This window comes from Flavobacterium sp. WC2509, assembly GCF_052683105.1.
In genome coordinates this window covers 4,300,819-4,327,181 of sequence record NZ_JBQZFG010000001.1, presented here as the reverse complement: position 1 = coordinate 4,327,181, position 26,363 = coordinate 4,300,819, and the positions used below count along the sequence as shown (strand labels likewise).

Genomic DNA, 26,363 nt, shown 5'->3' with positions numbered 1-26,363 from the left:
AAGAAAGGGATTAATTTAGTCCCAAACCCGCTGTAGTGCCAAGACGTTAGCGACAACTTTGCAACAAAAGAACAAAAAATGAAACCCAATCTTACTATTATCCTTTTGCTCATTTTATCAAGTACCATATTAGGCCAAACTGATAATCGTGACTATAGAGTCGAAGTGCTAAAGAAAGACATCATAGGGAAAGAGTTTACGTTTGGGAAATGGAATGAAGAAGGCGCAACTGAAACTAGATTAAAATATTTAGGAACGTTAAAAACAGAAAAAGGAAAAGTTTATAAAATAATGAATTCAATATGGATTTGGGGACTGTCAAGTCGAGCGACAAACAGAATATTGGTATTCAATCAAAAAAATCAATATTTGGGAAATTATTATATTACAACCCTAAATGAATTACCAACGGAAATCAAAAATGGTTATCTGATATTTAAAAATATTGATGGAGATTGCAACAAGAATGTTGAAACGAAAATTAATTTTAAAAACGGAATACCCAAAACTATATTCAGAAAATGTGATAATGAATCTGGAAATGAATCTAGTTTTGAGGAATAAAAAAGCAGTCGCTAACACACGCTACAAGCAATTTGGGTATTAGGCTTAGTTTGAAATTGGTTTTGTATTTGGAAGATTTGGCAAATCCGAAGAATGGGCTTAATTTAGTCCCAAACTGCGTGTAGCGCGGGAACGTTATGCCTCAGTTTAGATAACCAAAACACCAAAAATATTATGACACCAGAAGAAATTTTAAAAAACGCGGGAAATGAAAAGTTTGAAGTTAACATTGGAGTTTCTCTAATTCGTTTATTAGAAATTACAAACAGAAACCATGAATATTTAAGAGAAATTTTCAAAGAGCAGTTAGTAATAAAAGAAATGGTAAAAGGCAAAACAGAACTACCTGAAGGATTTGAAGATAAGCTTTTCGACTTAGAAACGAAGATTTGGGACGCTTCTAAAGTAAAATTTCACAAATTGCTTGACGGAATTTTAGACACGAATTAGAATGTCTATCCGAAAAGTTGATATAAAATTTTTGTTTTAAACATAATTAAAATTAAAAATACTTCCGACTTAAAAACGTTGCGAAACCTTAACCGAAAATTGGGATAAATAGAAAAACCGAAGGCATAACAGCTACTACAACGGATTTGGGCAATTGGCTTAATGGAAAGTTGGTTTTGTATTTGGGATGATTTGGCAAATCCGAAGAATGGGCTTAATTTAATCCCAAACCCGCTGTAGTACCAAGACGTTATAAGCAACCTTAGAAAAATGCGTACAACAACATTTGTAATAATTTTTATTTTAATTTCCCAACAAAGTATTGGGCAATCTAAACGTTCAAAAGTTTCTGATTCAGTTACAACTGGGAAGAATTTAACAAAAACCGAAAGCACAGTTGTTAATGTTTTTTTAGATACCGAATTAAAAAAAGACAGATATAAATATTACAAAGAATGTGAAGTTTTCGTGATTGAAGAAGCTTTAAAAACAGCTAAATCTATTGATACGTATTTATATTCACTCGAAGAATGGAAAATGATGAATAAAGTTCTTAAAAGAACCGATTCTGACAAAATGTACTTTTTAGATAGTTTACAAATAAAAAAGATAAAGCTTGAATCAGAAAAAGAACAAATTTATCACTGGAAAGTAACTGATTTTAAAAACATGAAAGTAAATTTATATAAATATGAAGAACTAAGAAAGTCAATACGAACAGGAACATCTTTAGACCTTCCAAAAAGGTTAATAATATATCTTGCAAAACCATTAATCATTAATAAAAATAATGCTTTAATAAGTTTTAATATTGAAATCGGAGATGGTGGTCTTTATAGTAATTTAACTCATTTCACAGTATTGTTAAGAAAAGTCAATAATGAATGGAAAGATATTCGACATTATGAAGACGGAGTTTTTTATTGAAATTTGTTTATAAATAAAAATAGAATAAAGGCTGCATATAACAGCCACTACAACGGATTTGGGCAATTGGCTTAATGGAAAAATGGTTTTGTATTTGGATGATTTGGCAAATCCGAAGAATAGGCTTAATTTAACCGCAAACCCGCTATAGTGCCAAGACGTTATGCGTCAGTTTGAAAAACCAAAGAACTAACAGAAATATGTATATTGAAAGAAAGCATTTAATAGAACTATGCGAAACATTTCTTAATGGGGAAATTCAAGCAATTGACGTAAAAAATTTTGCGTGGAATTGTGTTGAATCTGATGACACAGAATGGGATGAAAATGACGATATAATTTTTGAAACAATTTTTGATTGGGATAATGAAGAAATAAGTTTTCCCATCAATAAAGTTAATATGAAACTTTGGAAAAACAGACTTGAAAATGATGTAGACGAATTAAAGATTTATAATAATTGGAATGTTCACATTGAAAAACAGAAAGACATATGCGAAAAATATGGCTCAATTTGGAAACCTATTCATAAGTCTCTTAATATTGCCATTTCAGAAAATTTAGATTTAGAAACGTTAAACGGATTAAGGCACAAAACTGAAAAAGGTGAAGTTTGTTGGTTTATTTGGAGTGGCGAATATTCAGAAGATGACAACTTTTTCCATCCAATTTGCGCAGAACATTTAATGCAGAGAAAACCAAAACTAATTGGCTTTTTAGGACTTGACGAAGGATTCAGATTTCTAATAACTGAAAAGGGATACGAAGATGTATGGTTTGATGAAAAATTATTGGAAACAGAAAAACCGAACGCATAACAGCCACTACAACGGATTTGGGCATTGGGCTTAATGGAAAGATGGTTTTGTATTTGGGATGATTTGGCAAATCCGAAAATAGAGCTTAATTTAATCCCAAACCCGCTGTAGTGCCAAGACGTTGGCGGTTATAATACCTACCGAAACATAACAAGATAAGACAGAAAATGGATTGGAGATTTAACACAATATGGCTTGAACAATTAGAACAAAACAAAATCTTTATTAAGGACTTTAAAGAAAATTCTATTCAAACAGAAAACAAGAATTTTGATAACTCTGAATACGCAATCATATGGCATCTAAAAGAAAAACTAAACTCATTTGACAATCTATCAGAAACTGACAAACTTTTATATCTCGAACTAAATTGGGCTAATATTAAAAATTTTACTGGACTTGAAAAATTTAATAATCTCAAAAGACTTGAACTTCATTACTGCGTAAAACTTGAAGATGACAAAGGATTAAGTCAAATTAGCAACAGTTTAGAGTTTTTACATATTAACCAATCTAAAAAATTCGAGTTTTCTGACGAACTTTTGAAGCTAAAAAAGCTTAAAGTTTTATGTTTAAATGCCTGCGGACCGGTTGAAAATCTAAATTTTTTAAATAATTTTCCAAATCTCATTGACTTCCGTTTTGTAAACACAAACATTTTGGACGGAAACCTAAAACCAATTCTTGAGCATCCTACAATACGAACAGTAGGCTTTTTAAACAAGAAACATTACAACTACAAGTCGGAAAAAATAAAACAAGAGCTTGAAAACAAGTTCGATAAAGAATATAAGACGGTTATTCAAAAAGGACAATATTCGACCTATAGATATGATTACTAACAAAATTACAACCGCCAACACACGCTACAAGCAATTTGGGTATTAGGTTTAATATGAAATTGGTTTTGTATTTGGACGATTTGGCAAATCCGAATAATGGGCTTAATTTAGTCCCAAACTGCTTGTAGCGCGAGAACGTTGGCAACAAGCTTAAAAAAAAAATGAGAACAAGAATTTCACCAATATTATTTCTATTTTTTTTGATTTCAAGTAAATCATTTGCTTGCGATTGTAAAGATTCTAAAAGTTTAAAAGAAATTCAAAATAGAGAGTTTACGAATTCAAAGTATATTTTTATTGGAAAAATTTTAAAAATTAATACTAAAAAACACACTTTTGAATTTAAAGTTATTGAATCCTTTAAGGGAGTAAAAAACGGAAAAGTTTATAGCGGAATATATGACGAATTGTGCGGGCCTGTAATTGATGAAGTTGGAAAATGGCTCATTTACGCAAATCATTCCTCAGGCAATCTAATCAAAATAAATGCTTGTGGAATAACTAGAAGTTTTAAAAATCCTGAACATAATATTTCTGCAACAAAACCGCCAAAACCATTGCCTTCAAATGCGTCGAAATCTCAAATTAAAAAGGAAACTACTAATTGGAAATTAAAAACACAGTCTGATTTAGAAAACGAAATAGATGATTTGAGAACAAGAAGTAAATAAAAAGCCAGTTGCCAACACACGCTACAAGCAATTTGGAGATTTGGCTTAATTTAAAGTTGGTCTTGTCACAGATAAATTTGTGTTTATTCGAAGATTTGGCTTCCTTAATCCCAAACTGCTTGTAGCGCGAGAACGTTACCCACAAGTTCAGAAAAAATCGTGCTAAAAACTTTATGGCAATGAATATTTAATAACTTACTGATGAAATATATTCGAATCTTTATATTTTTTTTTCTAATCGTTTCTTGTCAACATAAAGAAAAAATTAAACAACATAATCCTTGGGAAGAAATTCCGCAAAACTTACATAATGAAAATGCGATTCGCTTATATTCAAAATCAACCGAATTAATGAAAAATGCGGATTATGATTCCGCAAAAGCATTTCTATTAAAATCCCTGAATTATGAAAAAAGTCCAATTATTTATAATGAAATTGGAACCGCGGAATTAGCTCAAAAAAACTTCCAACAAGCAATCGAATATTTTCAAAAGTCGATTGATACGGATCCGAAATACTATCCAAGTTATATAAATATGTCCCGATGTTATTTATCATTACAACAGTTTGAAAAAGGAAAGATTCTATTGACTGAAATGATTGAAAAAACTGATTCAGAATATTGGAAAGCATATGGAAAAATGTATTTAGCATTAATCTATTTTAATGGTTATAAGGATTGTGAAAAGGCTAAAGAATTACTAGAAGAATCAATCATCTTGGAAAACGATAAAGATTTAAGCAAGCAACATACTGAATTTAAAGATAACGTCGATAGAACCTGCGGGTAACAGCCACTACAACGGATTTGGGCATTGGGCTTAATGGAAAAATGGTCTTGTATTTGGGATGATTTACTTCGTCTATTCGCTATCGCTCGGGTGGCAAATCCGAAAATAGGGCTTAATTTAGTCCCAAACCCGCTGTAGTGCCAAGACGTTAGCAGATATACTATGAAAATCGAACCCGTTAAATTAAAAGAAATTATTTACGACAATTGGAAAGATTACTTTATTAAAAAGTTTTCTGAAAATAATATTTTTGACATTCAAGAGTTTGACGTTGAAAACGAATATGTTGAAAGTTATAATATTACTCTAAAGGATAAATCAAGTAAAACCGAAATAATATTTCAAATTTTTAAAAAGGACATCCCTTATCTAGAATTGCACGATATTCGATTTAACAATCCAAATTCTCCGAAATTAACAGAAAATAATACAAAAGACCCTAATGGTTTTGACGGAGTTGGTTCTGAATTTAATTTGAAAAACGTAATAGATGTAGAAGATTGGTTAAACATTCCTTTAAACTATGGATGGAAAGAGAAAACCACATATTATAATGGTAAAGAACTGAAAACGGAAGCAATTTGGAAGCAGAATGGAAAGATATCTGAAATTCCAATCAAACAAAATTATTTAGAAAAATATGGTTGCTTATCTTTTCCAATTGTTCCCTTTGCAATATTTTGGAATTCACAAAAAATTAAATTATTTCCCAAAAAAATAGAAATAAAAATTATTGAAATAGAACCAATGATTAATAACTAAAAGTACATCTGCTAACAGCCACTACAACGGATTTGGGCATTTGGCTTAATGGAAAAATGGTTTTGTATTTGGAATATTTGGCAAATCCGAAGAATGGGCTTAATTTAGTCCCAAACCCGCTGTAGTGCCAGAACGTTAGCAGCAAGTTAAAACCAACTTATGAACATAATTGAAGATATAGCGAAAGATTTTTTAGTAGAAAACTATACAGGTTCTGAAAACAAAAATTACTTCTTAAGCGAACTAAAAAAAGAGTTGGCTCGACATAGAAAAGAAACTGATAAGATAATGTTTCTCTCAGCAATTAAGTATTTAATACAAGAAGAGCATGACGAACATTTTGAAAGTTGTAATGAAAGAGAAGAATGTGATATATTAAAATGGCATTTGAAAGCAATTTTATATGTAAATAATATTCTCGAGGATTATTCTATTTCCTCTAATAAAGAAGATATTTTCACAAACTCTGAGAAAAAAGAGTATTCTAAAAAACTAGATAAAATACTTGATGAAATTGAAGTACTGAAGAAAGGTCATGAAATAATTTATGACGGTATTTCTGAAGAAATTGAAGTGCTAAAAAACCAATTTTATTTAGGAAAGAAGAGTTGGAAACAAATTATTGTGGGTAAAGCAGTTGAAATGGCTATTGGTGGAGTTGTTAGTGAAACTATTTCAAAAGACTTGATAAATTTGTCGGGAATTGCAGCACAGAAGTTACTAGAATAACCAGCTGCTAACACACGCTACAAGCAAGCTGGGCAATTGGCAAAATTTGAAGATGGTTTTGTATTTGAAAAATAGTTTTTAACCGAAAGATTACGCGTTCTTAATCCCAGCCTGCGTGTAGCGCGAGAACGTTATATGCCATTTTGAAGAACTGCAAAATAGAACATTATGAAAATAAGACTGACTATATTTTTTCTTTCACTACTTTTTATTAGTTGTAAAAAAGAGAAAATAGACAATCCGATTGAATCAAAATTGCCTGAACGTGAAGTATTAATTGACACTACAGACGGAGAACAATTTATAGCTATATTGCAGTTAGAGGATTCAAAAAAATCAATAAACTTATCTAAAGACGAAATTAAGACTGTTGAAGTTTTGCTGAGAAAAAGTGTAGAGAATTACAATGAAAATTTTGAAAAAAACTACATTGACCTTAGATATTATAAAAGGCAATATTTTCCGCAAATTGATGAAAATGGAGATAAGTTAGTTGGAATTTACTGTTTTTGTAGTGTTGAAGACAATGATAAGTGGAAAACCCAAGAATTAATAAATCCCCAGGATGGTGGCAAATGTTATTTACACGCAACGATAAATGTTACTAAAAAAACTGTTACCTTTTTTCAAACTAATGGTAGAGCATAAAAAACGGCATATAACAGCCACTACAACGGATTTGGGTATTTGGCTTAATGGAAAGTTGGTTTTGTACTTGGGATGATTTGGCAAATCCGAAAATTGGGCTTAATTTAGTCCCAAACCCGCTGTAGTACCAGAACGTTATGCGACATCCAAAAACAACTTTATGAAAAAGATAATTCTGTTTCTTTTATTCTCTATGAACTTGATTTCTGCACAAGGGACAGATATTGATTCGTTAGTCTCAAACCAAATAAAGCATTTAACAGAAAATAAAATCAATGAATTCTTTATTGTAGAAAAATATTGTATTGGTTGTATAGACAATGAGTCAGATTGTGATTACGGAAATACGTATTTATACGTTTTTTGGAAAGATAAAAATGAAAGTTATTTTAGAAAATTAGATAAATGTAATTCTCATCAAACTAAAATATCAGACGAAATCATCAACAATTATATGCTCAACATTAATAAAATTGAAAAAGAAAGTGTTAAAGACTATCAAATAAAAAAAGACACTTATTCCATAGTTGATCATTCAACATTTTCAAAATTTTATTTTATGTTTAATGGAAATATAATAATCAAAAAGTTTGATCATTATAATTTAACAACTGAAAATCTCAGTCCTAACATGAATTATAAATATAATAATTCTCTAGAGCTTATTAAACTGAGTGAAGCTTGTGACAAAGTTATATCCAAAAAATAATAAGCACGTCGCATAACAGCCACTACAACGGATTTGGGCATTGGGCTTAATGGAAAGATGGTCTTGTATTTGGAATATTTGGCAAATCCGAAGAATGGGCTTAATTTAGTCCCAAACCCGCTGTAGTGCCAGAACGTTATAGGGCATTTTAACAGACGACTAGAACATTATTGATGAACGAAAAAGAATTGACAGATAGAATCAAAAATGCAATCATTTTACTTTCAGATGGACACCCATTTAAAGTTGGTGACTTAACATTTGGATGCGATAAGAAAAATAATTTTGTCGTTTCAGGTTGGGTAGAGAATCATGAACTAAAAAACATTTCAAAGAAAAGAGTCTTAAATGAATTGAGTGAAACGAAGCAATTATTTTCTAAAATGCTTGCTGTTTCAACTGACTTAAAAAAATTTATTGAAGACCGAAACGTAGAATATTCTCTTTGTTACAACTATGGAATGGGTAGTCTTGAATTATGCAGAGAAAAAAACGGAAATATCGATTGGACAACTGAATTAAATGACAATTAAAAGTAATGTGTAATAATTGTTTTGAAAAAGAATATAATTCATTTCCATCAGAAAAAGATTGGTTAGACTTTGACTTGGAGTTGACCCAAAAGTTAGGCTCTAACAAAATAAAGAATTTGGAATTTAAGCGTGACGGCAAAAGAGATAAAGATGATGGAGAATACATTTATGAATGCTTGACTTGTAAACAAAAATGGAAACTAAAAGACCCTGATTATTCATTTAGAGGATATTTTTTAAAGACAAAATGAAAAGAAAAACGCCCTATAACAGCCACTACAACGGATTTGGGCATTAGGCTTAATGGAAAGATGGTTTTGTACTTGAGAATGATTGGCAAATCCGAAAATAGGGCTTAATTTAGTCCCAAACCCGCTGTAGTGCCAGAACGTTAGCCGTAATTTTAAAATAGACCGGAGAAAAATACAAATGAAAAAAAATCACTTAATCTTATTGTTTCCTTTTTTCTTTTTCACAAACTCATATTCCCAAATGTCGACGGAAGTAGTTCCAATTTCCGAAACTTATTCTTCCAATGGAAAATTTAAATTATTATCAATTTCCTATGATGATGAATTCCCAAATCTAAAAGGAGAATCTTTCGTTTCATATACTCAAGAATATGACAGTATTGGAGTTAGAAAAAAATTTTATAAAATAAATAGGTCTTTTGATGTTTATGAAGGTAATTCGTTTTTCACTGCAATCAGTAACGATGGAAGAAAAATCATATATATCACCAATTATATTTATGAAAGTGGCTTAGAAAATAAAAATATCACTTATTATGTTGACGGTAAACTAGAAAAAACATATACAACTGAAGAATTTATTAACTGTGATAAAAACAAAGAAAAGTGTGAGCTATTTTACGACAATCAATATCAAATAATTGAAGGTCGAAGTTCTACAATAAAACAATATAAAAACACTGCTTCGGATATAGACATTTTTTTGAATAAAAATTTTATTTTCAATAAAAATGATACAATATATGTAATTGATTCAAGAAAAAAAATAACACTTTATGATTTAGATAAAGGGAAAATTATAGGTTCAAAAATAAACTTTGATTCCATTTATTCAAAAATTAAAAATATAGAGTCCATTAAAAGCAGAGTTTCCTACTATAAATATCCTTACAAATATGTAACGGACATCCAAAACTCAGTAAACAATGAAAAACTTTCCGCAAGTATTAGCAAAATAGCTAATTTGAAATTTATTTCTATAAATGATTCAACTTATCGTAAATACAAACTTTTTAGAATTGCATTAAGCGGTTATATGAATCGAAAAGGAAAATTTGAAATTGAAAATTTGGAAACCGATTCAATATTCGACAGAAAATTGATAGAAAATTATATAACAACAACGACGTTCAAAACAGAGTTTATTCCCCAAGAAGTTGACAAAATTTATTTAAAACATTTTTTCGGTGGGTATCGTAGTTACGATGATAAAATAGCAGAACAAGAAACATTTAAAGAAAAAGAAAGAAGAACAGAAGAATTTAAAAAACGTCTTACGCTTGAAAAAATCAATAACATTTATATTCCTAAAAACCTATTTGAATGTATGACAGAATTAGACCATATTCTGAATTTTGAAAGTAAAAAGCAATTAATTGAAGCAAAAGATTCTTGGGAATTTAACTCACATATGGGAGGATTAGGGATGTGGATTAGAAACAATTGGGGAATTAATGGCGGATCTAGACTTCTAAAATACTTTAACGACCGAAATATAGGAAAAGAAATGTTCGGAAATGACGCAATTTCAGGTGTAGTTATTAGTCAGTACATTATATGGTTGAAAGGAGACAAAAGTGCTTGGAAAAAATGGGAAAGACAAAATTCCATACATAAATAAAAACTACGGCTAACAGCCGTTACACGAGATTTGGGCATTTCGCTGAATTTAGAGATGGTTTTGTACTTGGGAAATTTGTGTTTAACCGAAAAACCTCGCTTCTTTAATCCCAAACCTCGTGTAGCGCCAGAACGTTAGCAGTAATTGAACCGCAGAATCAGAAAAATAAAACCTTAAAATTATGAAAAAAACACTTTTAACATTAGTAATATTCTCATTCACAAATTCTTTATTTAGTCAACAAATAGAAAAACTTGATTATTGTAATTGCATAGACAAAATCGAAAATAACTCACCTATTTATGATGGAAAATATGAAAGAAATTGTAATGAGAAAATAACTACTGTAGGGAGTTTTAAAAATGACCTTCCAGATGGAGAATGGATTTCATATAATTATAAAGGTGGACTAATTAGTAAAATAAATTATTCAGAAGGCAAATTTAATGGTTTGTTGGAATTATATTTTATGAATGGCAAAGTAAAATTTAGTGGTAGTTTTATAAATGGTAAAAAAAATGGAATTTGGAAATATTATAATGAAAAAGGAACTGTTGTAATTGATGGTGAATATGAAATGGATAAACCCATTAATATATGGACTGTAAAAGATAAAAAAGGAAAAAAAATAGTAACACAATACGATTACGCAAATTCAAAATATATCTTAAACGAAGTAGAGGAAAAACTTAAAGGCTCAACACTTTTAGGAGGCGTATTTTTATCCTATGATTTATTTATAGAAAACGCCGAAGTTCCAATAGATTTTTGGGATACATATGCAGATTTAAAATATTTAGCTAGATATCAAATCGAAGAAAATAGTTCAAGTACATTTATTCTTACTGAAGAAAATGGAAAAAGTTCAAATACTACAATTACATTTAGTAGTAATGTTCAAACTGACCCTGAAAGTAAATTACATAAAATTGAACATAACAAACTATCTAAAAAATTACTTTATTATAGAATATTAAAAGCGTTAAGTGTCTTACCACCTTGGATTTATAAAGGTGAAAAAGAAACAACAATTTACATTCCATATCAAGTAAATATCAGGTAAATCAACTACTGCTAACAGCCACTACAACGGATTTGGGCATATGGCTTAATGGAAAGTTGGTCTTGTATTTGGAATATTTGGCAAATCCGAAAATAGGGCTTAATTTAATCCCAAACCCGCTGTAGTGCCAGGACGTTATAAGCAATTCTAAATATCGTTTTCAAATGAAATATATCTTTACAATTTTAATTTTGTTATTAATTATTTCTTGTAAAAAGATTGAGCCAAAAGAGCTAATCGGAAGTTGGAAAATGCGTGACGTTATTGACCAAAGCGGACAAAATGCAACTGACAAAACAACTTTTTATCACGGAGATAGTTTAATTATGGAAATGTTTGCGAATAAAAAACTAGTTGAAAAACAAAATGGAAAGTATAAGTTTGACACAATTTCAAATATTATTCAAATAGAAGTTGGAAACGCAAAAATATCGAATATTAAAGTGTTAAAACTAACAGATTCCGAAATGGAATTGCTCTACGAAAAGCAGAAAAAAACAACTAGATTTATACGAACCGAATAAAGAACTGCTTATAACAGCTACTACAACGGATTTGGGCAATTGGCTTAATGGAAAGTTGGTTTTGTATTTGAGAGATTTGGCAAATCCGAAGAATGGGCTTAATATAATCCCAAACCCGCTGTAGTGCCAGAACGTTGTGCCCAATTTTATGAAGACACCAATTAACATATTGCTCATCATTTTGATTATGATTTCTTGTAATGGGAAACATAACCAAATTGACTCTTATAGTTTAACAGAAGACACTCTAATTTATCAACTTGTTGATTCATTGCTAATGCCTGATTCAATATGGAGAAAGCATCTTTTAATTCCACCTACATTTCAGCCAGAGCATTTTTCCAAATCAGAATTAAAGAAGCGACGTGATAGTTTATTACAAAAGTGGGATACTGCACAACTTTATATAGCATTTGATGATACATTGATTGATTTCTCAAAGTCTTATCATTCTAAACGACTTAAAAATACAAAGGAATATTTTAAATACAATATTGAAAAAATCGATACATCATATTTTCAATTGCTTGATAAACTCGTAAATGATACATTGTTAAGCAAGCGAAAGATTGACATTAAAGGTTTCCGCACAAATTATAATTATAAAATCATACCATTAGATTCGATAAAATCTGTACAGAAAAAAGGATTTCGGATTATTGAAACTCACCAGTTTTCAAGAATTGTCTTTAATGAAAAATTTGATAAGGCATGTTTTTATGAACAAGGTGTTTGTGGTGGAGAATGTGGTGGTGGTTATTTGATATTTCTTGAAAAGAAAAATGGTATTTGGAGAATCATTGAAAAGAAACTTCTTTGGGTATCATGAAAATAAAAAAACTGGGCACAACAGCTACTACAACGGATTTGGGCATTTGGCTTAATGAAAAGATGGTTTTTCATTTGGAAGTTTTGGCATAACCGAAAGATTACGCATTTTTAATCCCAAACCCGCTGTAGTGCCAGAACGTTAGCTGTAATTTTAAGGCAAAAACGAAAAAAATGAACCAACACTATGTACCTAGAGTTTATCTAAAGTTTTTTGCTAAAAAAGTAAAAAACGAATATTTCGTTGATGTTTACGAAAAAAATACAGAGCGATATTTTTTAACTAATATTAAAAACATCTGTGCTGAAAAGCATTTTTACACTTTAGATAAAAACCAAACTGTGGCTAATGATGTTTTTGCAATTGAAAATATCTATGGAACTTTACTTGAACCTATTTACAAAAAAGCATACGATATTTTAGTAAATCCTAATATTACTAAAATTACTCATGAACAGCACAATGAGATTTTAATTGGAATTCTACAAATGTATATGAGAAATCCTAAAATCTTAAATAACTTAATAAAAAATCACACTTTTCAAATAAAAAAAAATTGTGAAGAAGCAAAAAGTGAAAATAAAAAAGGAATAACATATTTAAATGAAGATTATAGTTTTCGAGAATTTTCGGAAAATGATATTATAAATATTGTAGTTGAAAAAGCAACAAAAGAATATAAAGAACGTCATATTATTGGAACAAAAGAAATATGTGAATTTCATATAAATGCCAAGTATCAAGTGAGTGAAATCATTGACCATGGAGAGTTTTTAACAAGTGATAATCCGCTAGTTTTTGAGGATATGATTACAAAAGATGAACATCCATTGCTAAAATCAAAAGAGTTTTTAATTCCATTAAATAAAAAGTTTGTATTAAGAGTTTACCATGATAATACAAAAAAAATAAATTTCATATATCGTGAAAAAATTCCACATGGAAATGCAAATATTATTAATGATAATATCTTTAATAATAGCTCAAAATTTATCATAGGTAGTAAAGATGCATTTAAAGACTATTTTAAAATGCAAAAGTATCTAAACGATACTTCCTTAGAATTAAAAATGGATGCTACTAAACAAGTTTTAGCTAATGGAGAACATAATGAGGAAAATAAAGAACTTGGCGAAATAATGAAATTCTATCTTGATAAATATGAAAAAGAAGGAGGATTAAGTAAGATAGAAGAATACAATTTTTACATGAAAATTAGAGAAATGAATGCTAATTGGAAAAGAAGTAGATTGAAATAAAAAAAACTACAGCTAACAGCCGTTACACGAGATTTGGGCATTAGGTTGAATTTAAAGATGGTTTTGTACTTGGAAAATTTGTGTTTAACCGAAAAACCTCGCATCTTTAATCCCAAACCTCGTGTAGCGCCAGAACGTTAGTGGCTATTACACAAGAAAAATAGAAACCAAAAAGCATCCTAAAACAATAAAAAATGACAGAAAACATATTTAACGATTGGTTAGACCAGATTCTAAAAACAGAAAAACCAAATGCTGACATTCAAGCTTATTATTTTGGGATTCTCGAAACGGAAGATGGTTATGAAACTTACTTAGTAGGCTCAGAAGAATTTGACGAAGAAGACGAAGATTGGGCGTGTAATACGGATTTTGAACCGAAAAATAAATACTTAACACTAGGACAAAATGGAGTTGATTGGGAATTGATTCTTGCCGACGTTAAAAAAAATATTGAAAACTATATACAGTCGCCAAACTTTAAAAATAGCTTTCTTGAAAAAGCAAAAGCAATAGCTACAGGTTTTGATGGTGGAGATTTATTCAGAATAAAGTAACAGCCACTACAACGGATTTGGGCATTTGGCTTAATGGAAAGTTGGGCTTGTATTTGGAATATTTGGCAAATCCGAAAATAGGTCTTAATTTAATCCCAAACCCGCTGTAGTGCCAAGACGTTAGCAGATAGATTTTAAAAACACCTATGAATTATAAAACACCTATGAATTTTAGTAGTTATAAATTAATTGTAATATTTTGTTTATTTTCAATAAATTCATTTTCTCAGCAAAACGAAAATAAATTATTCAAAACTTCAAAAACATCCTTTGTCTTAAAAAATGATAGTATAAATTTAGATAACTTTAAGGAAATAATAATGATTCCTGGTGGAAGAATGTTTCGTAAATACTTTGAAAAAATCGGATATTTCAAAAATGTATATGATTACGATACTTTCAAAAAAACACTTAAAGATGAAAACATAAAAGAAGATAATGGTGAACCGATAGTGTTTAATGATTACTTAAAAGTTTATAATAAGTATAAGCCTTACCTAATGTTAAATATAAAAATGGGTAAAAACAATGTAGTTGAATTAATCTTATCAAAACCTGATGTTGGTACAATTTTTATTGTTAGTAATACGTCACATACAAATGTAATCGGAATAAGTTCAGGCACTACTCAGGTTTATGAAGACACGTGGGATTCAATGATGAATGAATTAGTAAACTATATTAGAGCTAATTCAAAAACATATAAATAATCCATCTGCTAACAGCCGTTACACGAGATTTGGGCATTAGGCTAAATTTAAAGATTGTTTTGTATTTGGAAAATTTGTGTTTAACCGAAAAATCCCGCATCTTTAATCCCAAACCTCGTGTAGCGCCAGAACGTTATGCGTCAGTTTAACCGAACTATGAGAAATCAAACTAAACAAATATAAAATGCTAATAAAAACGTTTTGGAAAATATTAATCAAAATAATTGGATTGTGGATTCTATTTGGTTGTATTTCTTTAATTCCACAATTTTTTTCAACACTATCTTTTACTGACGGACTTTTAGACGTTAAAAATTTAATTCCCATTTGGTTGATGCTTTTTGGATCAATCCTAGCTTATGCTTTCGTTATTAGACTTTTTCTTTTTAAAACAGATTGGATAATTGAAAAACTTAAACTTGAAAAAAACTTTACGGAAGAAAGAATAGATATAAAAATAAGTAGCACAGAAATTTTGACAATTTCAATAATTATTATTGGAGGTTTAATAATTGTCGAAAGTTTGCCTTTATTTTTCTCCAGATTGATTGATTTTTTTCAACAGAAAAGTCAATTAAAAGAATATCACGAAACAAGTTGGTTAGTCTATTATTTTTTCAAATTAATTATAGGTTACTTACTCGTTACAAACGGAAAAAACATAGCTAAATATTTGGCGAAAAATATCACCGAAAACCACACAGAAGTTTAACTTAAGGTGCTAAAAAACCGAACGCATAACAGCTACTACAACGGATTTGGGCAATTGGCTTAATGGAAAGTTGGTTTTGTATTTGGAATGATTTGGCAAATCCGAAGAATGGGATTAATTTAGTCCCAAACCCGCTGTAGTACCAGGACGTTATGCGTCATACTGATAAACAACTCCCGACAATGAATGAAGCTAGAAGAATATATTTAGAGGAAAAAGAAAAGTTTGATAATGAATTATTTGAAAAAATAAAAAATAATCCTCATCCATCTGCATTAGATTTATGGTCTCTGTCTGAGGAAAAATTTATAGAATGGAGAAGATTAAATGATTTTCCTAATCTACTTAAGCTATTCAATACTAAATTTCGCAAGTTTGAAGAATGGAAAAAAGCAAACAAATTAGATGACGAAACGCTTATTAAATCTGGCTTTCTGACACCATTCTTAGAAAAGAAAAAATCAATAAAGGATACTGACTTATATTTAACTAAACAAATTTGTGATGGTGAAGAATCCTTAATAGTTTCCTATACCAAATTGGAAGGTAAAAAAAAATACTTAGGACGAAAATATAACTTCGAATTTATACAAAAATTCACTTCTTATTTAAATTGGCTTGAAACACAAAAAGAATTTCAAAATATATTGTTTATAAATTCAAGAGTAGCACCAAATACTGAAAGAGAACGTGTTTATCTCCATGCTGATGTTTACGCTCATAGTGGAAATTATGAACTTCTGAAAATGGGCGGAATTGATATTCCAAAAGATGAGGACGGAATTTTATTTAGAGGTAAAAGATTAGAGTTTGTAAACCTTTGTGGTCTAAATTTTAGTGGTGATATCTTATACGGAGAGAACGGCAATTTAGATTGTTATTATTCGGTTTGTGATAATTGGTTAGCTCAAGAAATTAATTTCCCAAACTTAAATCTTACTCATTGCTCAATATCAAATTTCAATTTATACAACTCAAAGATTGAGCAATGGAATATCCATAACTGTCATTTATCAGGCGACTTCTACAACTCTAAACTTTATCACGTAAAAATTGTAAATGGGCTATTTAAACCTGTATTATTGGATTGTACACTTTCAAATACACATATCGGAAGTATAAAATTTAGTAAGGATTCAAACATTGAAGGATATAAAATGCTGAAGAAAATATATCAAAATCAAGGCGATGATGATTTAGCGCAATATTACTTTATTAGGGAAAATGAGTTTATTAGAGAAAATTCGAAAGGTTGGAATTATTTTACTAAGTCTTTAAGCTATTATTATTGGGAATATGGAAGAAAACCTCATAGGATAATATATCTATCTATTGCAGTGATACTTATATTCGGCTTTATGTTTTGGTTAAATAATTCTTTAATATCAAACAACATAGATAAAACTTTGGTTCCCACATTAGGCGATTCCTTTTATTTTAGCACCATAACTTTTACAACTTTGGGATATGGAGATTTGAGCCCTCATGGATGGTTAAAATTTCTATGTTCAATGGAATCTTTTCTAGGTGTAATTAATACTGGATTTCTTATTGCTGGATACGCAAATAACAAATATTAGTACGACGCATAACAGGTACTACAACGGATTTGGGCAATTGGTTTAATGGAAAGTTGGTTTTGTATTTGCGATGATTTGGCAAATCCGAAGAATGGGCTTAATTTAGTCCCAAACCCGCTGTAGTACCAAGACGTTATGCGATATTTTGCCCAAATAAAACGCTGAAAAATGAAATTAAAACGAAACTCTATAATTTTAAATATACTCTTTTTTTCATCGCTCCTGTTGAATTTTATCAATTTGAAACTTTATGAAAAAACAATTATTCCAATAGAAATTGTATTGGCGATATACTCAATTGGTATTTTGTTTTTTGTTATGTTTAAGAACAAACTGAAAGAAATAAGTTCGTGGAATGATTTTAATAATTTTGTCTTTAGTTTTTTAGTTGTTGGAAGTTATTTAACCATATTGTTTTTAGGAGCAAATTACAGTTTTGCTAAAAAACAAGCCGAATGGAAAACGTATAAAATTGTGAGGAAAACTGAAATTAATGGCGGAAAATACAACAGAAATAACAAAATACCAGCTGTAATTATTAGTACAGAAAACAATGATACTAAACGAATTGAATTTAAAAGAAATTTAAAAAACAAAGTTGATTTTTCAAATTCATTGGAACTAGAATTATCAAAAGGTCTGTTCAATTTTTATATAATCCGAAATGCAGAACTTAAATAAAAACATCGCATAACAGCCACTACAGCGGATTTGGGCATTTGGCTTAATGGAAAGATGGTTTTGTATTTGGGATGATTTGCTTCGCCTGTTCGCTATCGCTCGAGTGGCAAATCCGAAGAATAGACTTAATTTAATCCCAAACCCGCTGTAGTGCCAAGACGTTATGCGTCAGTTGAAACCGAACTCACGCAGAAAAGCTATTTTCAAAAGAATAAAAACTATAATGTTGAAACCAAGAAAAAATGACTGCAGTAACTTTTGAAATTAATTCTAATCAAGAAGTTTGGGAACTTTTTGACAAAAAACTGAATTCAATATTTATCCATAAATTCAATCCAAATCAGGTCATTGAATGGTGGAAAACAGATTTGAAAACAAAAAGCGGAACGGAATTCAAAAACTTATCAGTAAGACAAATGGAGTTTGACATTCAAACTGATTTAAGTGAATTAAAAAATATACTTGAGTTAAATACTGATCAACTGAGAATCTACCAATTCGACAAACCTATTTCAGACACTCTTGAAATTGAAAGATTACCTGAAAAGTCTCTAAATCAGATTTTAAAGCAAAACGGATTAAGACACTACTTTTTTATTGATTTTGAAATTATAACTATTTGTAGTTTTGAAACTGATTTTATTAAATCGATTGAAACTAATCCAACCTTTGAAACTAGAATTGCCGAACGAAAAAGAAACCTTTAAAGATAATAATCACGTTGAAACAACCGAACGCATAACAGCCACTACAACGGATTTGGGCATTTGGCTTAATGGAAAGTTGGTTTTGTATTTGGGATTATTTGGCAAATCCGAAGATTGGGCTTAATTTAGTCCCAAACCCGCTGTAGTGCCAAGACGTTAGGCAACATTATAACTAAAGCATAAACATAAGAAATGAAGAAGACAACTAGATTATTATTAATTACTTTACTTGTTATATTTTGCTCTTGTGAATCCTATACAACTTCATCCATAATTAATTCTTCTGAAAGGAATCTTTATCTAGAAATACAATACGATAAAGATACTATTGAAAAATATTTGGGTATAAAAATACAAAACGATGAAGACACAATTAAAAAGTTTTTAGGCGGAACAAGCCCTTTTATTACATTATTCGTCGAAGAAAATACACAGAAAAGTAAGTTCATAAAAGTAGACTCTTTGAATTGCTTAATAGATATTAAAATTACACCAAAAGACACTTTTGAAATCTGTGTAAATCGTGGTTCAGAGCCAATATTTGAATACATTAAAAATATTAAGATTTTTGGCAAAGACACCATTTTACTGCAAAACAGAGAAGAAATGCAGAAAGTTTTTCAAAAAGAAAGAACAGGAAAATTTGAACTTATAATTAAATAACGTTGCCTAACAGCTACTACAACGGATTTGGGCAATTGGCTTAATGGGAAAATGGTTTTGTATTTGGGATGATTTGGCAAATCCGAAGAATGGGCTTAATTTAGTCCCAAACCCAGTGTAGTGCCAGAACGTTAACTGTAACTTGACACCAACGAAACCACCAAAAGACATCAAATAAAATTTTTAAAATAATGAGGATATTGAAGTTTGTAATGTTTAATCGATTTGTGAAAATGTATTTGCAAAATAATTTTTCGCTTCTAGAATGGAACAAACGATTTAAATCGATAATTCTTGAAATGTGGAATATACCTGTAATTTTTTTTCCAATATTAATTATCTCAATGATTCCGAAAATTATTTTCGGCAATCCAAATCAAGCAAATTTTGAATTAACTAATTATCTTTTTTTAATACCATTTAATCTAATGATGGTTGCTCTAATTAATAAAGATTTCTTTGGCGGACAAAGTATTGTTCATCGACATTTAGGATATAAAGTCGTTGAAGTGAAAACTAATGAAGAAGCCAGTAAACTGAAATGCATGTTGAGGAATGTGACAGCACCGTTATGGATAATAGAAGTAGTCTTTTTATTAGTAAACCCAAAAAGACGTTTAGGAGACATAATTGCAGGAACATGTTTAATAGAAATAGAAGCAACTGATCCAGAATTAATATTAACCGAAATCAAAAATGCAAAATTTGACTACGAGGTAAAATTAACATTGTTGATTTCAATTATATGGTCAATAATATTTACACTTTTGTTTGACCCAAATGTAAGACCATGGTAAAACAAGCAACAGTTAACAGCTACTACAACGGATTTGGGTATTTGGTTTAATGGAAAGTTAGTTTTGTATTTTGGTAGATTTACTTCGTCTGTTCGTCCCGCAAAAAAAAAGGCGGGACTCGGGTGGCAAATCCGAAGAATGGGCTTAATTTAGTCCCAAACCCGCTGTAGTACCAAGACGTTAGCGGGAATTTTAAGAACTTCAGTGCTTTAATAAAATAAAGAAAATGAAAAAAATAAAGATTATAATAATTTCACTTGCCGTAGTAATATTTTTATATCTAATTCATTTCGATTTATTTAGATGGATAGAATTACATAATTGTATTATTTGGAATGAAAACAGCAAAACAACATTCAACGATTTTGAGGCTAAACCTGACAATACTTCTGAAATGAATTTGGTATTTTATCATGGTTTTTATCTTTATTCATCTCCATTTAACAAACCTAAAGTAATAGCAATCTTTGACCGAGATCAATCATGGGTCAAAGACACTACGAAATTTAATTTTAGAGAATTGCTTAAACTTCAACAAATTGCCTTCAATCTCACGGAGGTTTATGCAAGAAAATGTAATGCTGAAATTAAAAAAAAGGGGTATGATAAAAATGGAAATCAAAAATCATTTGATTATCTCACAAAATTAAAAGATAGTGTAAAAGCCGAATATTATTCTGTAAAAAATCAAATGTTGAATGAGGACAATAAAAGTGCTAATGAATTAATAAATCATTGGAAACCAAAAGTTGACAACATGCTTAAAGCGCAAAAAAACTCCCGCTAACAGGTACTACAACGGATTTGGGCAATTGGCTTTATGAAAAAATGGTTTTGTATTTGGGATGATTTACTTCGTCTGTTCGTCCCGCAAAAAAAAAGGCGGGACTCGGGTGGCAAATCCGAAAATAGGGATTAATTTAGTCCCAAACCCGCTGTTGTGCCAGAACGTTAGCAACTATTATGAAAAACATAATCTATTTAACAACTATACTTTTAATTATTAGTTGTAGTAATAAAACAGAAACTAAAATAGTTCGAAAGAGTAAAACTGAAAAATTAGTAATTGTTGATACACTTGCGTTTTTTGCGGATTCAATAATTTTTGGGGAAAGACAAAAAAATAAAATTGAAGTTTATAAAATTGGAACGGAAGAAAATACAATTGCCAAAGTTTATCTTTATGAAAAAAGGAAAAATCAATGGAAATTAAAGGATAGTTTAATTTTGGAAGCAGTTAGAATTAATGACTTAGAAACTGAAGTTAAAGATTTTAACAATGATAATTTCAAAGACATTATCTTCACAACTGGAATGGCAGCTAGAGGTGGAAACATCGTCCAGACACTAATTCTTTATTCTCCTAAAACTAAATCTTTGAATTGGATAAAAAACTCAGAAAGTTATCCAAACTTAATGTATAATAAAAAACTCGACTGCATCGATGCTTGTATACTAACTGGAGGACAGACAACTTATTTCCTAAAAATCGAAAAAGACACTTTAAGAGAATTTGCAAATGTTGACCAAAGGGATGGAAGAATTATTGCGGAAATTCGCGATGCAAATGGTAAATGGATAGAAATTGAAAATATTAAAGATGAGCCTGAAAGTTTAGATAGATTTATTAATTTCAACCCAATAGAAAAAAGAAAATAACAGTTGCTAACAGCCGTTTGGCGAGATTGAGGTTTTAGGTTTAATGGAAAGATGGTTTTGTATTTGGGAAATTTGTGTTTAACCGTAAAATCTCGCATCTTTATTCCCCAACCTCGCCAAGCGCAGAACGTTGGCAGACATTACCCCCAGAATCAGACAAATCTAAATATCATATGAAATCTTTGTTATTATTACTATTTTCTATTGGTTTACTTTTTATAATGGAATATCAATTAGGGAAATATGGACTTGGTGATGAGTTTTATCATCCTAACTTACCATATGAATTCAATACTGATTACAATCAAGATAAAGCATATGAAGATTATGGTTTTATGATTGAAGATGAAGGATTTATTTCAGTAATTGAAAGTGGTAGAAATTATTCAGATGATCAAGGTTTTTTGCTTAAAATTAAGCAAATAATGAAGTACGTTATTAATGACCAAAAAATTTATCTTTTAGCCAATACAGATAAAGGTGAATTCATTGTTCAAGTTATATTAGATATGAAACGGCCAATGGGAGATAAACTCCAATATATTTTTTTCAAACCAAATGAATTTAATAAAACGAAGAATTTTGATTGGATTGATGTTTCCTCTGATAAATTTTTGCTACGAAAATTATTTCTATTATTAAAAATTATAATTTTAATTCAAATTTATATACTGATATCTAAAGGAATTAAAAACAGAAAAAAAACATCTGCCAACAGCTACTACAAAGGATTTGGGCAATAGGCTTAATGGAAAGTTTGTTTTGTATTTGTATGAGTTGGCAAATCCGAAGAATGGGATCAATTCAGTCTTAAGCCTACTGATTACCAGAGCATTATACGTAATTAACCAAACTAAATCTTGATATGAAAAAGATAGTTATAATTGAAGATGTTCATTGTTGGATGGATGGAGGAACCATAACGTTAAAAATGAAAAAGAATGAATCGCTTTTTTATGATGTTGAATTTGTCCAAAACGTTTCTTTAACAAATCGAGAAAAATCACCATTACCTGGAAGTCTATTACTAAATAATAAAGAAATTGAAATCCGATCAAAATTAGAAACAGAAATACTTTCAGAAATCAAAGTTGCGGAATTCGGAGTAAAAATTTTAGAAAGTGAAAAGGAGTTGCTAAAAAAAATAATCTCTGAAGCTGTCGAATTTGTTGAATCTGAAGAATATATAAAAGTTGCTGAAAAAGTTGGACGTATAAAGTAACTACGCATAACAGCCACTACAACGGATTTGGGTATTAGGCTTAATGGAAAGATGATTTTGTATTTGGAATGATTTACTTCGTCTGTTCGTCCCGCAAAAAAAAGGCGTGACTCGGGTGGCAAATCCGAAAATAGGAGCTTAATTTAATCCCAAACCCGCTGTAGTGCCAAGACGTTGGCAGTAATTCTACCGCAGAAAACAAGAAAATTCTATAATTAAAAGAATTAGCTAACCTTGCAAAAAAAAACAAACTTTAAGCTCAAAGATTATGGAAACTAAATTCAAATATTTCATCTTGATTTTTAGCTTTATGTTGTATAGTTGTCATTATCATCATGACGAACTTACAGTGAAGAATAATACGAAAGAAAGAATCGGTTATGAAACTCTAGCTAAAGATCAAGATGGTATTTACTATCAAGTTTCTGCAGGTGGAGAAATTAATGTTAATGGTAGTAATTCTCCTCTTACAAGAGGTTCTATAGAGTACGATGTATTTAAAGAAAATAATGATGATTTTCTTTATATTGTTTTTTACGATCTGAAGTTTAAAGATTACATCTATGAAAACATAAATAAAATTGCAACGGACAATCGATTTTGTATAAAAAAATACTCGGAATCGGAATTGAAAAAAAATAACTGGATTGTTGAATATAACGGATACTTAAAGAACTACTGCCAACAGCCACTACAACGGATTTGGGCATTTGGCTTAATTGAAAAATGATTTTGTATTTGGGATGATTTGTTTCGCTTATTTGCTATCGGGCGGAAAATCCAAAAACAAGGTTTAATTCAATCCTAAACATCCCACTACCAAAACAAAAAAGAGCATATTGGGCTCTTTTTTGCTTTAAAATATCTTTTATAAAAGTTTATTTCCCCTTTAGTATTTTTTCCAAATACTCGACTTTGTCTTTCTCTGCTTGGACCAAACGCTCATAAAGTTCTACAACTTTATCAATAGGATTAAAAGTGCACGTGTTATTGTGTCCAAAGTTACTACTGGAAACAGCTTCATTAAAAGTGTTGAAATAATTAATAACACCTTCATCACTGTAATTTTTAATTGCTTCAGCAGAAACTCCCAAAACTTCAGCAATTGCGTTTAGTTTTTCTTCGTCAACTGTTTCGCTTCCTTCAATATTGGAAACAGACTGCTGGCTCACACCAATAGCGTTAGCCAATGCTTCTTGTTTCATTCCTCTAAGCTCTCTTATTCGGCTGATATTTCTGCCAATATGTTTTGGTTTTGTCGCTGTGTTCATAGCTCAAAGATATTTAAAATTCTTTAAAATTATAGGTTTTGGTAAAAAACAAGCTTGCTGTTGTGAGATACAATTCCCGTTAGTTCGGTACGGTACAATCTATTGCTTACTTGCTGCCATATTAATCAAAAATACAATTTTTCGGATAAATACTAACTATAAAAGTAAAATTATGAAGACCTTAAAAAAACTTTCTTTTCCAAAACTCGAAAACGAGTTTTTAGAAAATATCCTCAGACAATTGGCTGACCAGAATATTATCATTCAGCTATTTTTTACCAAACAGGTCTCTCCCCTTTTTTCATATCTTATAATCCATGTTGAAAAAAATATTGATGCGGAACAGCTACAACAGCATAAATGGGTAAAAAAAGCTAGAAACCGCTATCAAATTGATGTTCATTTCATTTATTCCGGGAGGCTGCATCATCGATTTTCGTTGGGGCATCCCTTTATTGAATTGTATTGCCAGCCTTCGGCTCTGATCTATCAAAATGCAGCTGCTTTTAATCCGCTCCTTATTACAAGGGGCTGGCAGAAATACAAGCAGCAATTTTATGCATTTGAAGAGCGTTTTTATAGCGATCATGATCTCCATAACTGTCAAATCCATAGTCTCATTTCGGAAAATTCTTCAAACAGTGTTTTTACATCATATGCCAGATTGATTGAATATGAACTTGACTATTTGGAAGAACTGTATTCCGGAAGCAAGTCTGCTTCACAGCCCTTAGATGAAAGAATCAATAATCTGATAGCCTACATTCCCGAGATTCAAAAATACTTCGTGAGAAACAGCCACAGCACCTATTATCTTACTGAACTGTTTGCACAGGCAAAAGAAGCTTCCACCAATGATGGTGAGCCAATACATAAGAATGAAATGTATGAGGCAGTTGGAATTGTCGAGCAAAATCTCTACCGCCTTATCGAAGAACGATTTGACGAATTAAAAAAGCTGCTGAAAAAAGGTTTATCAGAAAGACTCCAAGCTTCCTATCAACTTGATAACGAACTGAAAGATAAAACTCTCGATACTACTGTCGAAACCATAATAAAATTGGTTGAAGCTGAACAGATTTATTTGTATCATCAAATTACCTACGGTGAAAAAACAACCTATTACCTGTTGCTTTTAGCCAACGGTGCGGGTAATGAAAAATTGAGATCAATAAACCAATCCTTAAAAAGCAAAATGGGCGGGAAATATAATTTTGTTTTGATTAGTCACAGCCGTCATTGGATACAAGAGAATCTGTATCAGCATCAGAGTTTCTTTGCCACCATTATACGAGACAAATACCTGATTTATTCATCCAGCCCCTATCACCCAGAACTGCACTGGGAGGTGCCCCATAATCCTTATCATGCGGATCTATACTTTTATTATAAGCCAACCGCAGCTATTGCTTCGCAGTTTTTTGCGATTGCCAGCAATGCCAAAGGGAACTATCAAGGCATTGATTACTTTTTTACATTGTTTTTTCTATACTTTTGCCGGACATATATCTTTGTAAAAACCTATTACCTACCTAATTATCTGTCCAATGAAGCTTTATGGCAATTGTGCATCTATGCCGATCCCGACCTACGGAAATACAATTATATGATAGAACAATTCTGGACGGATTTCTTTCCGTATCTGGACAGGCATATGACGCTTAACCATAAACTATCAAAGTTCCACAAGGAAGAGATTGATCAAATGAGTGGTATTGTTGAAAAACTGATGCATGAATTGCACAATGTGGTTATTGAAGGCGGCTTATTGTCAAACTTTGAGAAAGACTGATGCAGTAATTAACCAATTCA

33 protein-coding genes are annotated in these 26,363 nt (G+C 30.5%); 32 read left to right on the top strand and 1 reads right to left on the bottom strand.

From position 1 onward, the window contains the following. Positions 1-78: 78 nt before the first annotated feature. From ACUN3A_RS17850 to ACUN3A_RS17700, 31 genes are all read left to right on the top strand, one after another. Positions 79-564, top strand: coding sequence for a hypothetical protein (locus ACUN3A_RS17850; protein ID WP_445552639.1), 486 nt, complete (start codon positions 79-81; stop codon positions 562-564). Between the two features lie 174 nt (positions 565-738). Continuing rightward, a complete protein-coding gene (locus ACUN3A_RS17845; RefSeq protein WP_445552638.1) occupies positions 739-1,014 on the top strand; it encodes a hypothetical protein in 276 nt (91 codons plus the stop codon). Between the two features lie 270 nt (positions 1,015-1,284). Beyond that, positions 1,285-1,941 (top strand): hypothetical protein, encoded by a 657-nt coding sequence (locus tag ACUN3A_RS17840; protein ID WP_445552637.1) that lies wholly within the window; start codon positions 1,285-1,287, stop codon positions 1,939-1,941. A gap of 200 nt (positions 1,942-2,141) precedes the next feature. Then, positions 2,142-2,759, top strand: a complete 618-nt coding sequence (locus ACUN3A_RS17835) for an immunity protein Imm33 domain-containing protein (RefSeq protein WP_445552636.1) — start codon at positions 2,142-2,144, stop codon at positions 2,757-2,759. 167 nt (positions 2,760-2,926) lie between these two features. Then, the gene (locus ACUN3A_RS17830) at positions 2,927-3,601 is read left to right on the top strand and encodes a hypothetical protein (RefSeq protein ID WP_445552635.1); all 675 of its coding nucleotides are present in this window, start codon (positions 2,927-2,929) and stop codon (positions 3,599-3,601) included. A 161-nt stretch (positions 3,602-3,762) separates the two neighbouring features. After that, entirely contained in the window at positions 3,763-4,272 is a 510-nt protein-coding gene (locus ACUN3A_RS17825) for a hypothetical protein (RefSeq protein ID WP_445552634.1), read from the top strand. Positions 4,273-4,473: 201 nt separating this feature from the next. Continuing rightward, complete coding sequence (locus tag ACUN3A_RS17820) at positions 4,474-5,064, top strand: tetratricopeptide repeat protein (RefSeq protein ID WP_445552633.1); 591 nt, start codon at positions 4,474-4,476, stop codon at positions 5,062-5,064. A 162-nt stretch (positions 5,065-5,226) separates the two neighbouring features. Then, positions 5,227-5,826, top strand: coding sequence for a hypothetical protein (locus tag ACUN3A_RS17815; protein WP_445552632.1), 600 nt, complete (start codon positions 5,227-5,229; stop codon positions 5,824-5,826). Between the two features lie 159 nt (positions 5,827-5,985). Beyond that, positions 5,986-6,555, top strand: coding sequence for a hypothetical protein (locus ACUN3A_RS17810; protein WP_445552631.1), 570 nt, complete (start codon positions 5,986-5,988; stop codon positions 6,553-6,555). Between the two features lie 168 nt (positions 6,556-6,723). Continuing rightward, positions 6,724-7,203 carry a hypothetical protein gene (locus ACUN3A_RS17805; RefSeq protein WP_445552630.1) on the top strand — a complete coding sequence of 160 codons (480 nt, stop codon included), beginning with the start codon at positions 6,724-6,726 and terminating at the stop codon, positions 7,201-7,203. A 160-nt stretch (positions 7,204-7,363) separates the two neighbouring features. Next, positions 7,364-7,912, top strand: a complete 549-nt coding sequence (locus tag ACUN3A_RS17800) for a hypothetical protein (RefSeq protein WP_445552629.1) — start codon at positions 7,364-7,366, stop codon at positions 7,910-7,912. Positions 7,913-8,085: 173 nt separating this feature from the next. Further along, positions 8,086-8,445 carry a hypothetical protein gene (locus ACUN3A_RS17795; protein ID WP_445552628.1) on the top strand — a complete coding sequence of 120 codons (360 nt, stop codon included), beginning with the start codon at positions 8,086-8,088 and terminating at the stop codon, positions 8,443-8,445. 5 nt (positions 8,446-8,450) lie between these two features. Further along, positions 8,451-8,696, top strand: a complete 246-nt coding sequence (locus ACUN3A_RS17790) for a hypothetical protein (protein ID WP_445552627.1) — start codon at positions 8,451-8,453, stop codon at positions 8,694-8,696. A 241-nt stretch (positions 8,697-8,937) separates the two neighbouring features. After that, positions 8,938-10,317 carry a DUF6794 domain-containing protein gene (locus ACUN3A_RS17785; protein ID WP_445552626.1) on the top strand — a complete coding sequence of 460 codons (1,380 nt, stop codon included), beginning with the start codon at positions 8,938-8,940 and terminating at the stop codon, positions 10,315-10,317. 181 nt (positions 10,318-10,498) lie between these two features. Then, the gene (locus ACUN3A_RS17780) at positions 10,499-11,380 is read left to right on the top strand and encodes a toxin-antitoxin system YwqK family antitoxin (protein WP_445552625.1); all 882 of its coding nucleotides are present in this window, start codon (positions 10,499-10,501) and stop codon (positions 11,378-11,380) included. A 164-nt stretch (positions 11,381-11,544) separates the two neighbouring features. Then, a complete protein-coding gene (locus ACUN3A_RS17775) occupies positions 11,545-11,904 on the top strand; it encodes a hypothetical protein (protein WP_445552624.1) in 360 nt (119 codons plus the stop codon). Positions 11,905-12,052: 148 nt separating this feature from the next. Further along, on the top strand, positions 12,053-12,733 hold the full coding sequence (locus ACUN3A_RS17770; RefSeq protein ID WP_445552623.1) for a hypothetical protein: 681 nt from the start codon (positions 12,053-12,055) through the stop codon (positions 12,731-12,733). A gap of 173 nt (positions 12,734-12,906) precedes the next feature. Then, positions 12,907-13,992, top strand: a complete 1,086-nt coding sequence (locus ACUN3A_RS17765; protein ID WP_445552622.1) for a DUF4238 domain-containing protein — start codon at positions 12,907-12,909, stop codon at positions 13,990-13,992. A gap of 194 nt (positions 13,993-14,186) precedes the next feature. Continuing rightward, entirely contained in the window at positions 14,187-14,549 is a 363-nt protein-coding gene (locus ACUN3A_RS17760; protein WP_445552621.1) for a hypothetical protein, read from the top strand. Between the two features lie 146 nt (positions 14,550-14,695). Continuing rightward, on the top strand, positions 14,696-15,259 hold the full coding sequence (locus tag ACUN3A_RS17755; protein WP_445552620.1) for a hypothetical protein: 564 nt from the start codon (positions 14,696-14,698) through the stop codon (positions 15,257-15,259). A gap of 184 nt (positions 15,260-15,443) precedes the next feature. After that, positions 15,444-15,971 carry a hypothetical protein gene (locus ACUN3A_RS17750; protein ID WP_445552619.1) on the top strand — a complete coding sequence of 176 codons (528 nt, stop codon included), beginning with the start codon at positions 15,444-15,446 and terminating at the stop codon, positions 15,969-15,971. Positions 15,972-16,153: 182 nt separating this feature from the next. Next, positions 16,154-17,551: a potassium channel family protein gene (locus ACUN3A_RS17745; protein WP_445552618.1), complete on the top strand. Its 1,398-nt coding sequence runs from the start codon at positions 16,154-16,156 to the stop codon at positions 17,549-17,551. A gap of 168 nt (positions 17,552-17,719) precedes the next feature. Beyond that, a complete protein-coding gene (locus ACUN3A_RS17740; protein ID WP_445552617.1) occupies positions 17,720-18,232 on the top strand; it encodes a hypothetical protein in 513 nt (170 codons plus the stop codon). A gap of 242 nt (positions 18,233-18,474) precedes the next feature. Continuing rightward, a complete protein-coding gene (locus tag ACUN3A_RS17735) occupies positions 18,475-18,939 on the top strand; it encodes a hypothetical protein (RefSeq protein ID WP_445552616.1) in 465 nt (154 codons plus the stop codon). A 192-nt stretch (positions 18,940-19,131) separates the two neighbouring features. Beyond that, entirely contained in the window at positions 19,132-19,602 is a 471-nt protein-coding gene (locus ACUN3A_RS17730) for a hypothetical protein (protein WP_445552615.1), read from the top strand. A gap of 191 nt (positions 19,603-19,793) precedes the next feature. After that, the gene (locus ACUN3A_RS17725; protein WP_445552614.1) at positions 19,794-20,399 is read left to right on the top strand and encodes a hypothetical protein; all 606 of its coding nucleotides are present in this window, start codon (positions 19,794-19,796) and stop codon (positions 20,397-20,399) included. Between the two features lie 226 nt (positions 20,400-20,625). After that, positions 20,626-21,186, top strand: coding sequence for a hypothetical protein (locus ACUN3A_RS17720; RefSeq protein ID WP_445552613.1), 561 nt, complete (start codon positions 20,626-20,628; stop codon positions 21,184-21,186). Positions 21,187-21,362: 176 nt separating this feature from the next. Next, positions 21,363-22,058, top strand: coding sequence for a hypothetical protein (locus ACUN3A_RS17715; protein WP_445552612.1), 696 nt, complete (start codon positions 21,363-21,365; stop codon positions 22,056-22,058). A gap of 173 nt (positions 22,059-22,231) precedes the next feature. Then, a complete protein-coding gene (locus ACUN3A_RS17710; protein ID WP_445552611.1) occupies positions 22,232-22,801 on the top strand; it encodes a hypothetical protein in 570 nt (189 codons plus the stop codon). Positions 22,802-22,923: 122 nt separating this feature from the next. Beyond that, on the top strand, positions 22,924-23,280 hold the full coding sequence (locus ACUN3A_RS17705; RefSeq protein WP_445552610.1) for a hypothetical protein: 357 nt from the start codon (positions 22,924-22,926) through the stop codon (positions 23,278-23,280). 268 nt (positions 23,281-23,548) lie between these two features. After that, entirely contained in the window at positions 23,549-24,010 is a 462-nt protein-coding gene (locus ACUN3A_RS17700; protein ID WP_445552609.1) for a hypothetical protein, read from the top strand. 148 nt (positions 24,011-24,158) lie between these two features. On the opposite strand, the gene ACUN3A_RS17695 is transcribed toward ACUN3A_RS17700, so the two are convergent. After that, positions 24,159-24,551 (bottom strand): helix-turn-helix domain-containing protein, encoded by a 393-nt coding sequence (locus ACUN3A_RS17695; protein ID WP_445552608.1) that lies wholly within the window; start codon positions 24,549-24,551, stop codon positions 24,159-24,161. 172 nt (positions 24,552-24,723) lie between these two features. Here ACUN3A_RS17695 and ACUN3A_RS17690 point away from each other — a divergent pair, with 172 nt between their 5' ends. Continuing rightward, entirely contained in the window at positions 24,724-26,343 is a 1,620-nt protein-coding gene (locus tag ACUN3A_RS17690; RefSeq protein WP_445552607.1) for a hypothetical protein, read from the top strand. Positions 26,344-26,363 lie beyond the last annotated feature (20 nt).

Bases quoted from the DNA above. Each gene is read 5' to 3' on its own strand.
- ACUN3A_RS17850 (WP_445552639.1), top strand. From the start codon at position 79: ATGAAACCCAATCTTACTATTATCCTTTTGCTCATTTTATCAAGTACC.
- ACUN3A_RS17845 (WP_445552638.1), top strand. From the start codon at position 739: ATGACACCAGAAGAAATTTTAAAAAACGCGGGAAATGAAAAGTTTGAA.
- ACUN3A_RS17840 (WP_445552637.1), top strand. From the start codon at position 1,285: ATGCGTACAACAACATTTGTAATAATTTTTATTTTAATTTCCCAACAA.
- ACUN3A_RS17835 (WP_445552636.1), top strand. From the start codon at position 2,142: ATGTATATTGAAAGAAAGCATTTAATAGAACTATGCGAAACATTTCTT.
- ACUN3A_RS17830 (WP_445552635.1), top strand. From the start codon at position 2,927: ATGGATTGGAGATTTAACACAATATGGCTTGAACAATTAGAACAAAAC.
- ACUN3A_RS17825 (WP_445552634.1), top strand. From the start codon at position 3,763: ATGAGAACAAGAATTTCACCAATATTATTTCTATTTTTTTTGATTTCA.
- ACUN3A_RS17820 (WP_445552633.1), top strand. From the start codon at position 4,474: ATGAAATATATTCGAATCTTTATATTTTTTTTTCTAATCGTTTCTTGT.
- ACUN3A_RS17815 (WP_445552632.1), top strand. From the start codon at position 5,227: ATGAAAATCGAACCCGTTAAATTAAAAGAAATTATTTACGACAATTGG.
- ACUN3A_RS17810 (WP_445552631.1), top strand. From the start codon at position 5,986: ATGAACATAATTGAAGATATAGCGAAAGATTTTTTAGTAGAAAACTAT.
- ACUN3A_RS17805 (WP_445552630.1), top strand. From the start codon at position 6,724: ATGAAAATAAGACTGACTATATTTTTTCTTTCACTACTTTTTATTAGT.
- ACUN3A_RS17800 (WP_445552629.1), top strand. From the start codon at position 7,364: ATGAAAAAGATAATTCTGTTTCTTTTATTCTCTATGAACTTGATTTCT.
- ACUN3A_RS17795 (WP_445552628.1), top strand. From the start codon at position 8,086: ATGAACGAAAAAGAATTGACAGATAGAATCAAAAATGCAATCATTTTA.
- ACUN3A_RS17790 (WP_445552627.1), top strand. From the start codon at position 8,451: ATGTGTAATAATTGTTTTGAAAAAGAATATAATTCATTTCCATCAGAA.
- ACUN3A_RS17785 (WP_445552626.1), top strand. From the start codon at position 8,938: ATGTCGACGGAAGTAGTTCCAATTTCCGAAACTTATTCTTCCAATGGA.
- ACUN3A_RS17780 (WP_445552625.1), top strand. From the start codon at position 10,499: ATGAAAAAAACACTTTTAACATTAGTAATATTCTCATTCACAAATTCT.
- ACUN3A_RS17775 (WP_445552624.1), top strand. From the start codon at position 11,545: ATGAAATATATCTTTACAATTTTAATTTTGTTATTAATTATTTCTTGT.
- ACUN3A_RS17770 (WP_445552623.1), top strand. From the start codon at position 12,053: ATGAAGACACCAATTAACATATTGCTCATCATTTTGATTATGATTTCT.
- ACUN3A_RS17765 (WP_445552622.1), top strand. From the start codon at position 12,907: ATGAACCAACACTATGTACCTAGAGTTTATCTAAAGTTTTTTGCTAAA.
- ACUN3A_RS17760 (WP_445552621.1), top strand. From the start codon at position 14,187: ATGACAGAAAACATATTTAACGATTGGTTAGACCAGATTCTAAAAACA.
- ACUN3A_RS17755 (WP_445552620.1), top strand. From the start codon at position 14,696: ATGAATTATAAAACACCTATGAATTTTAGTAGTTATAAATTAATTGTA.
- ACUN3A_RS17750 (WP_445552619.1), top strand. From the start codon at position 15,444: ATGCTAATAAAAACGTTTTGGAAAATATTAATCAAAATAATTGGATTG.
- ACUN3A_RS17745 (WP_445552618.1), top strand. From the start codon at position 16,154: ATGAATGAAGCTAGAAGAATATATTTAGAGGAAAAAGAAAAGTTTGAT.
- ACUN3A_RS17740 (WP_445552617.1), top strand. From the start codon at position 17,720: ATGAAATTAAAACGAAACTCTATAATTTTAAATATACTCTTTTTTTCA.
- ACUN3A_RS17735 (WP_445552616.1), top strand. From the start codon at position 18,475: ATGACTGCAGTAACTTTTGAAATTAATTCTAATCAAGAAGTTTGGGAA.
- ACUN3A_RS17730 (WP_445552615.1), top strand. From the start codon at position 19,132: ATGAAGAAGACAACTAGATTATTATTAATTACTTTACTTGTTATATTT.
- ACUN3A_RS17725 (WP_445552614.1), top strand. From the start codon at position 19,794: ATGAGGATATTGAAGTTTGTAATGTTTAATCGATTTGTGAAAATGTAT.
- ACUN3A_RS17720 (WP_445552613.1), top strand. From the start codon at position 20,626: ATGAAAAAAATAAAGATTATAATAATTTCACTTGCCGTAGTAATATTT.
- ACUN3A_RS17715 (WP_445552612.1), top strand. From the start codon at position 21,363: ATGAAAAACATAATCTATTTAACAACTATACTTTTAATTATTAGTTGT.
- ACUN3A_RS17710 (WP_445552611.1), top strand. From the start codon at position 22,232: ATGAAATCTTTGTTATTATTACTATTTTCTATTGGTTTACTTTTTATA.
- ACUN3A_RS17705 (WP_445552610.1), top strand. From the start codon at position 22,924: ATGAAAAAGATAGTTATAATTGAAGATGTTCATTGTTGGATGGATGGA.
- ACUN3A_RS17700 (WP_445552609.1), top strand. From the start codon at position 23,549: ATGGAAACTAAATTCAAATATTTCATCTTGATTTTTAGCTTTATGTTG.
- ACUN3A_RS17695 (WP_445552608.1), bottom strand. From the start codon at position 24,551: ATGAACACAGCGACAAAACCAAAACATATTGGCAGAAATATCAGCCGA.
- ACUN3A_RS17690 (WP_445552607.1), top strand. From the start codon at position 24,724: ATGAAGACCTTAAAAAAACTTTCTTTTCCAAAACTCGAAAACGAGTTT.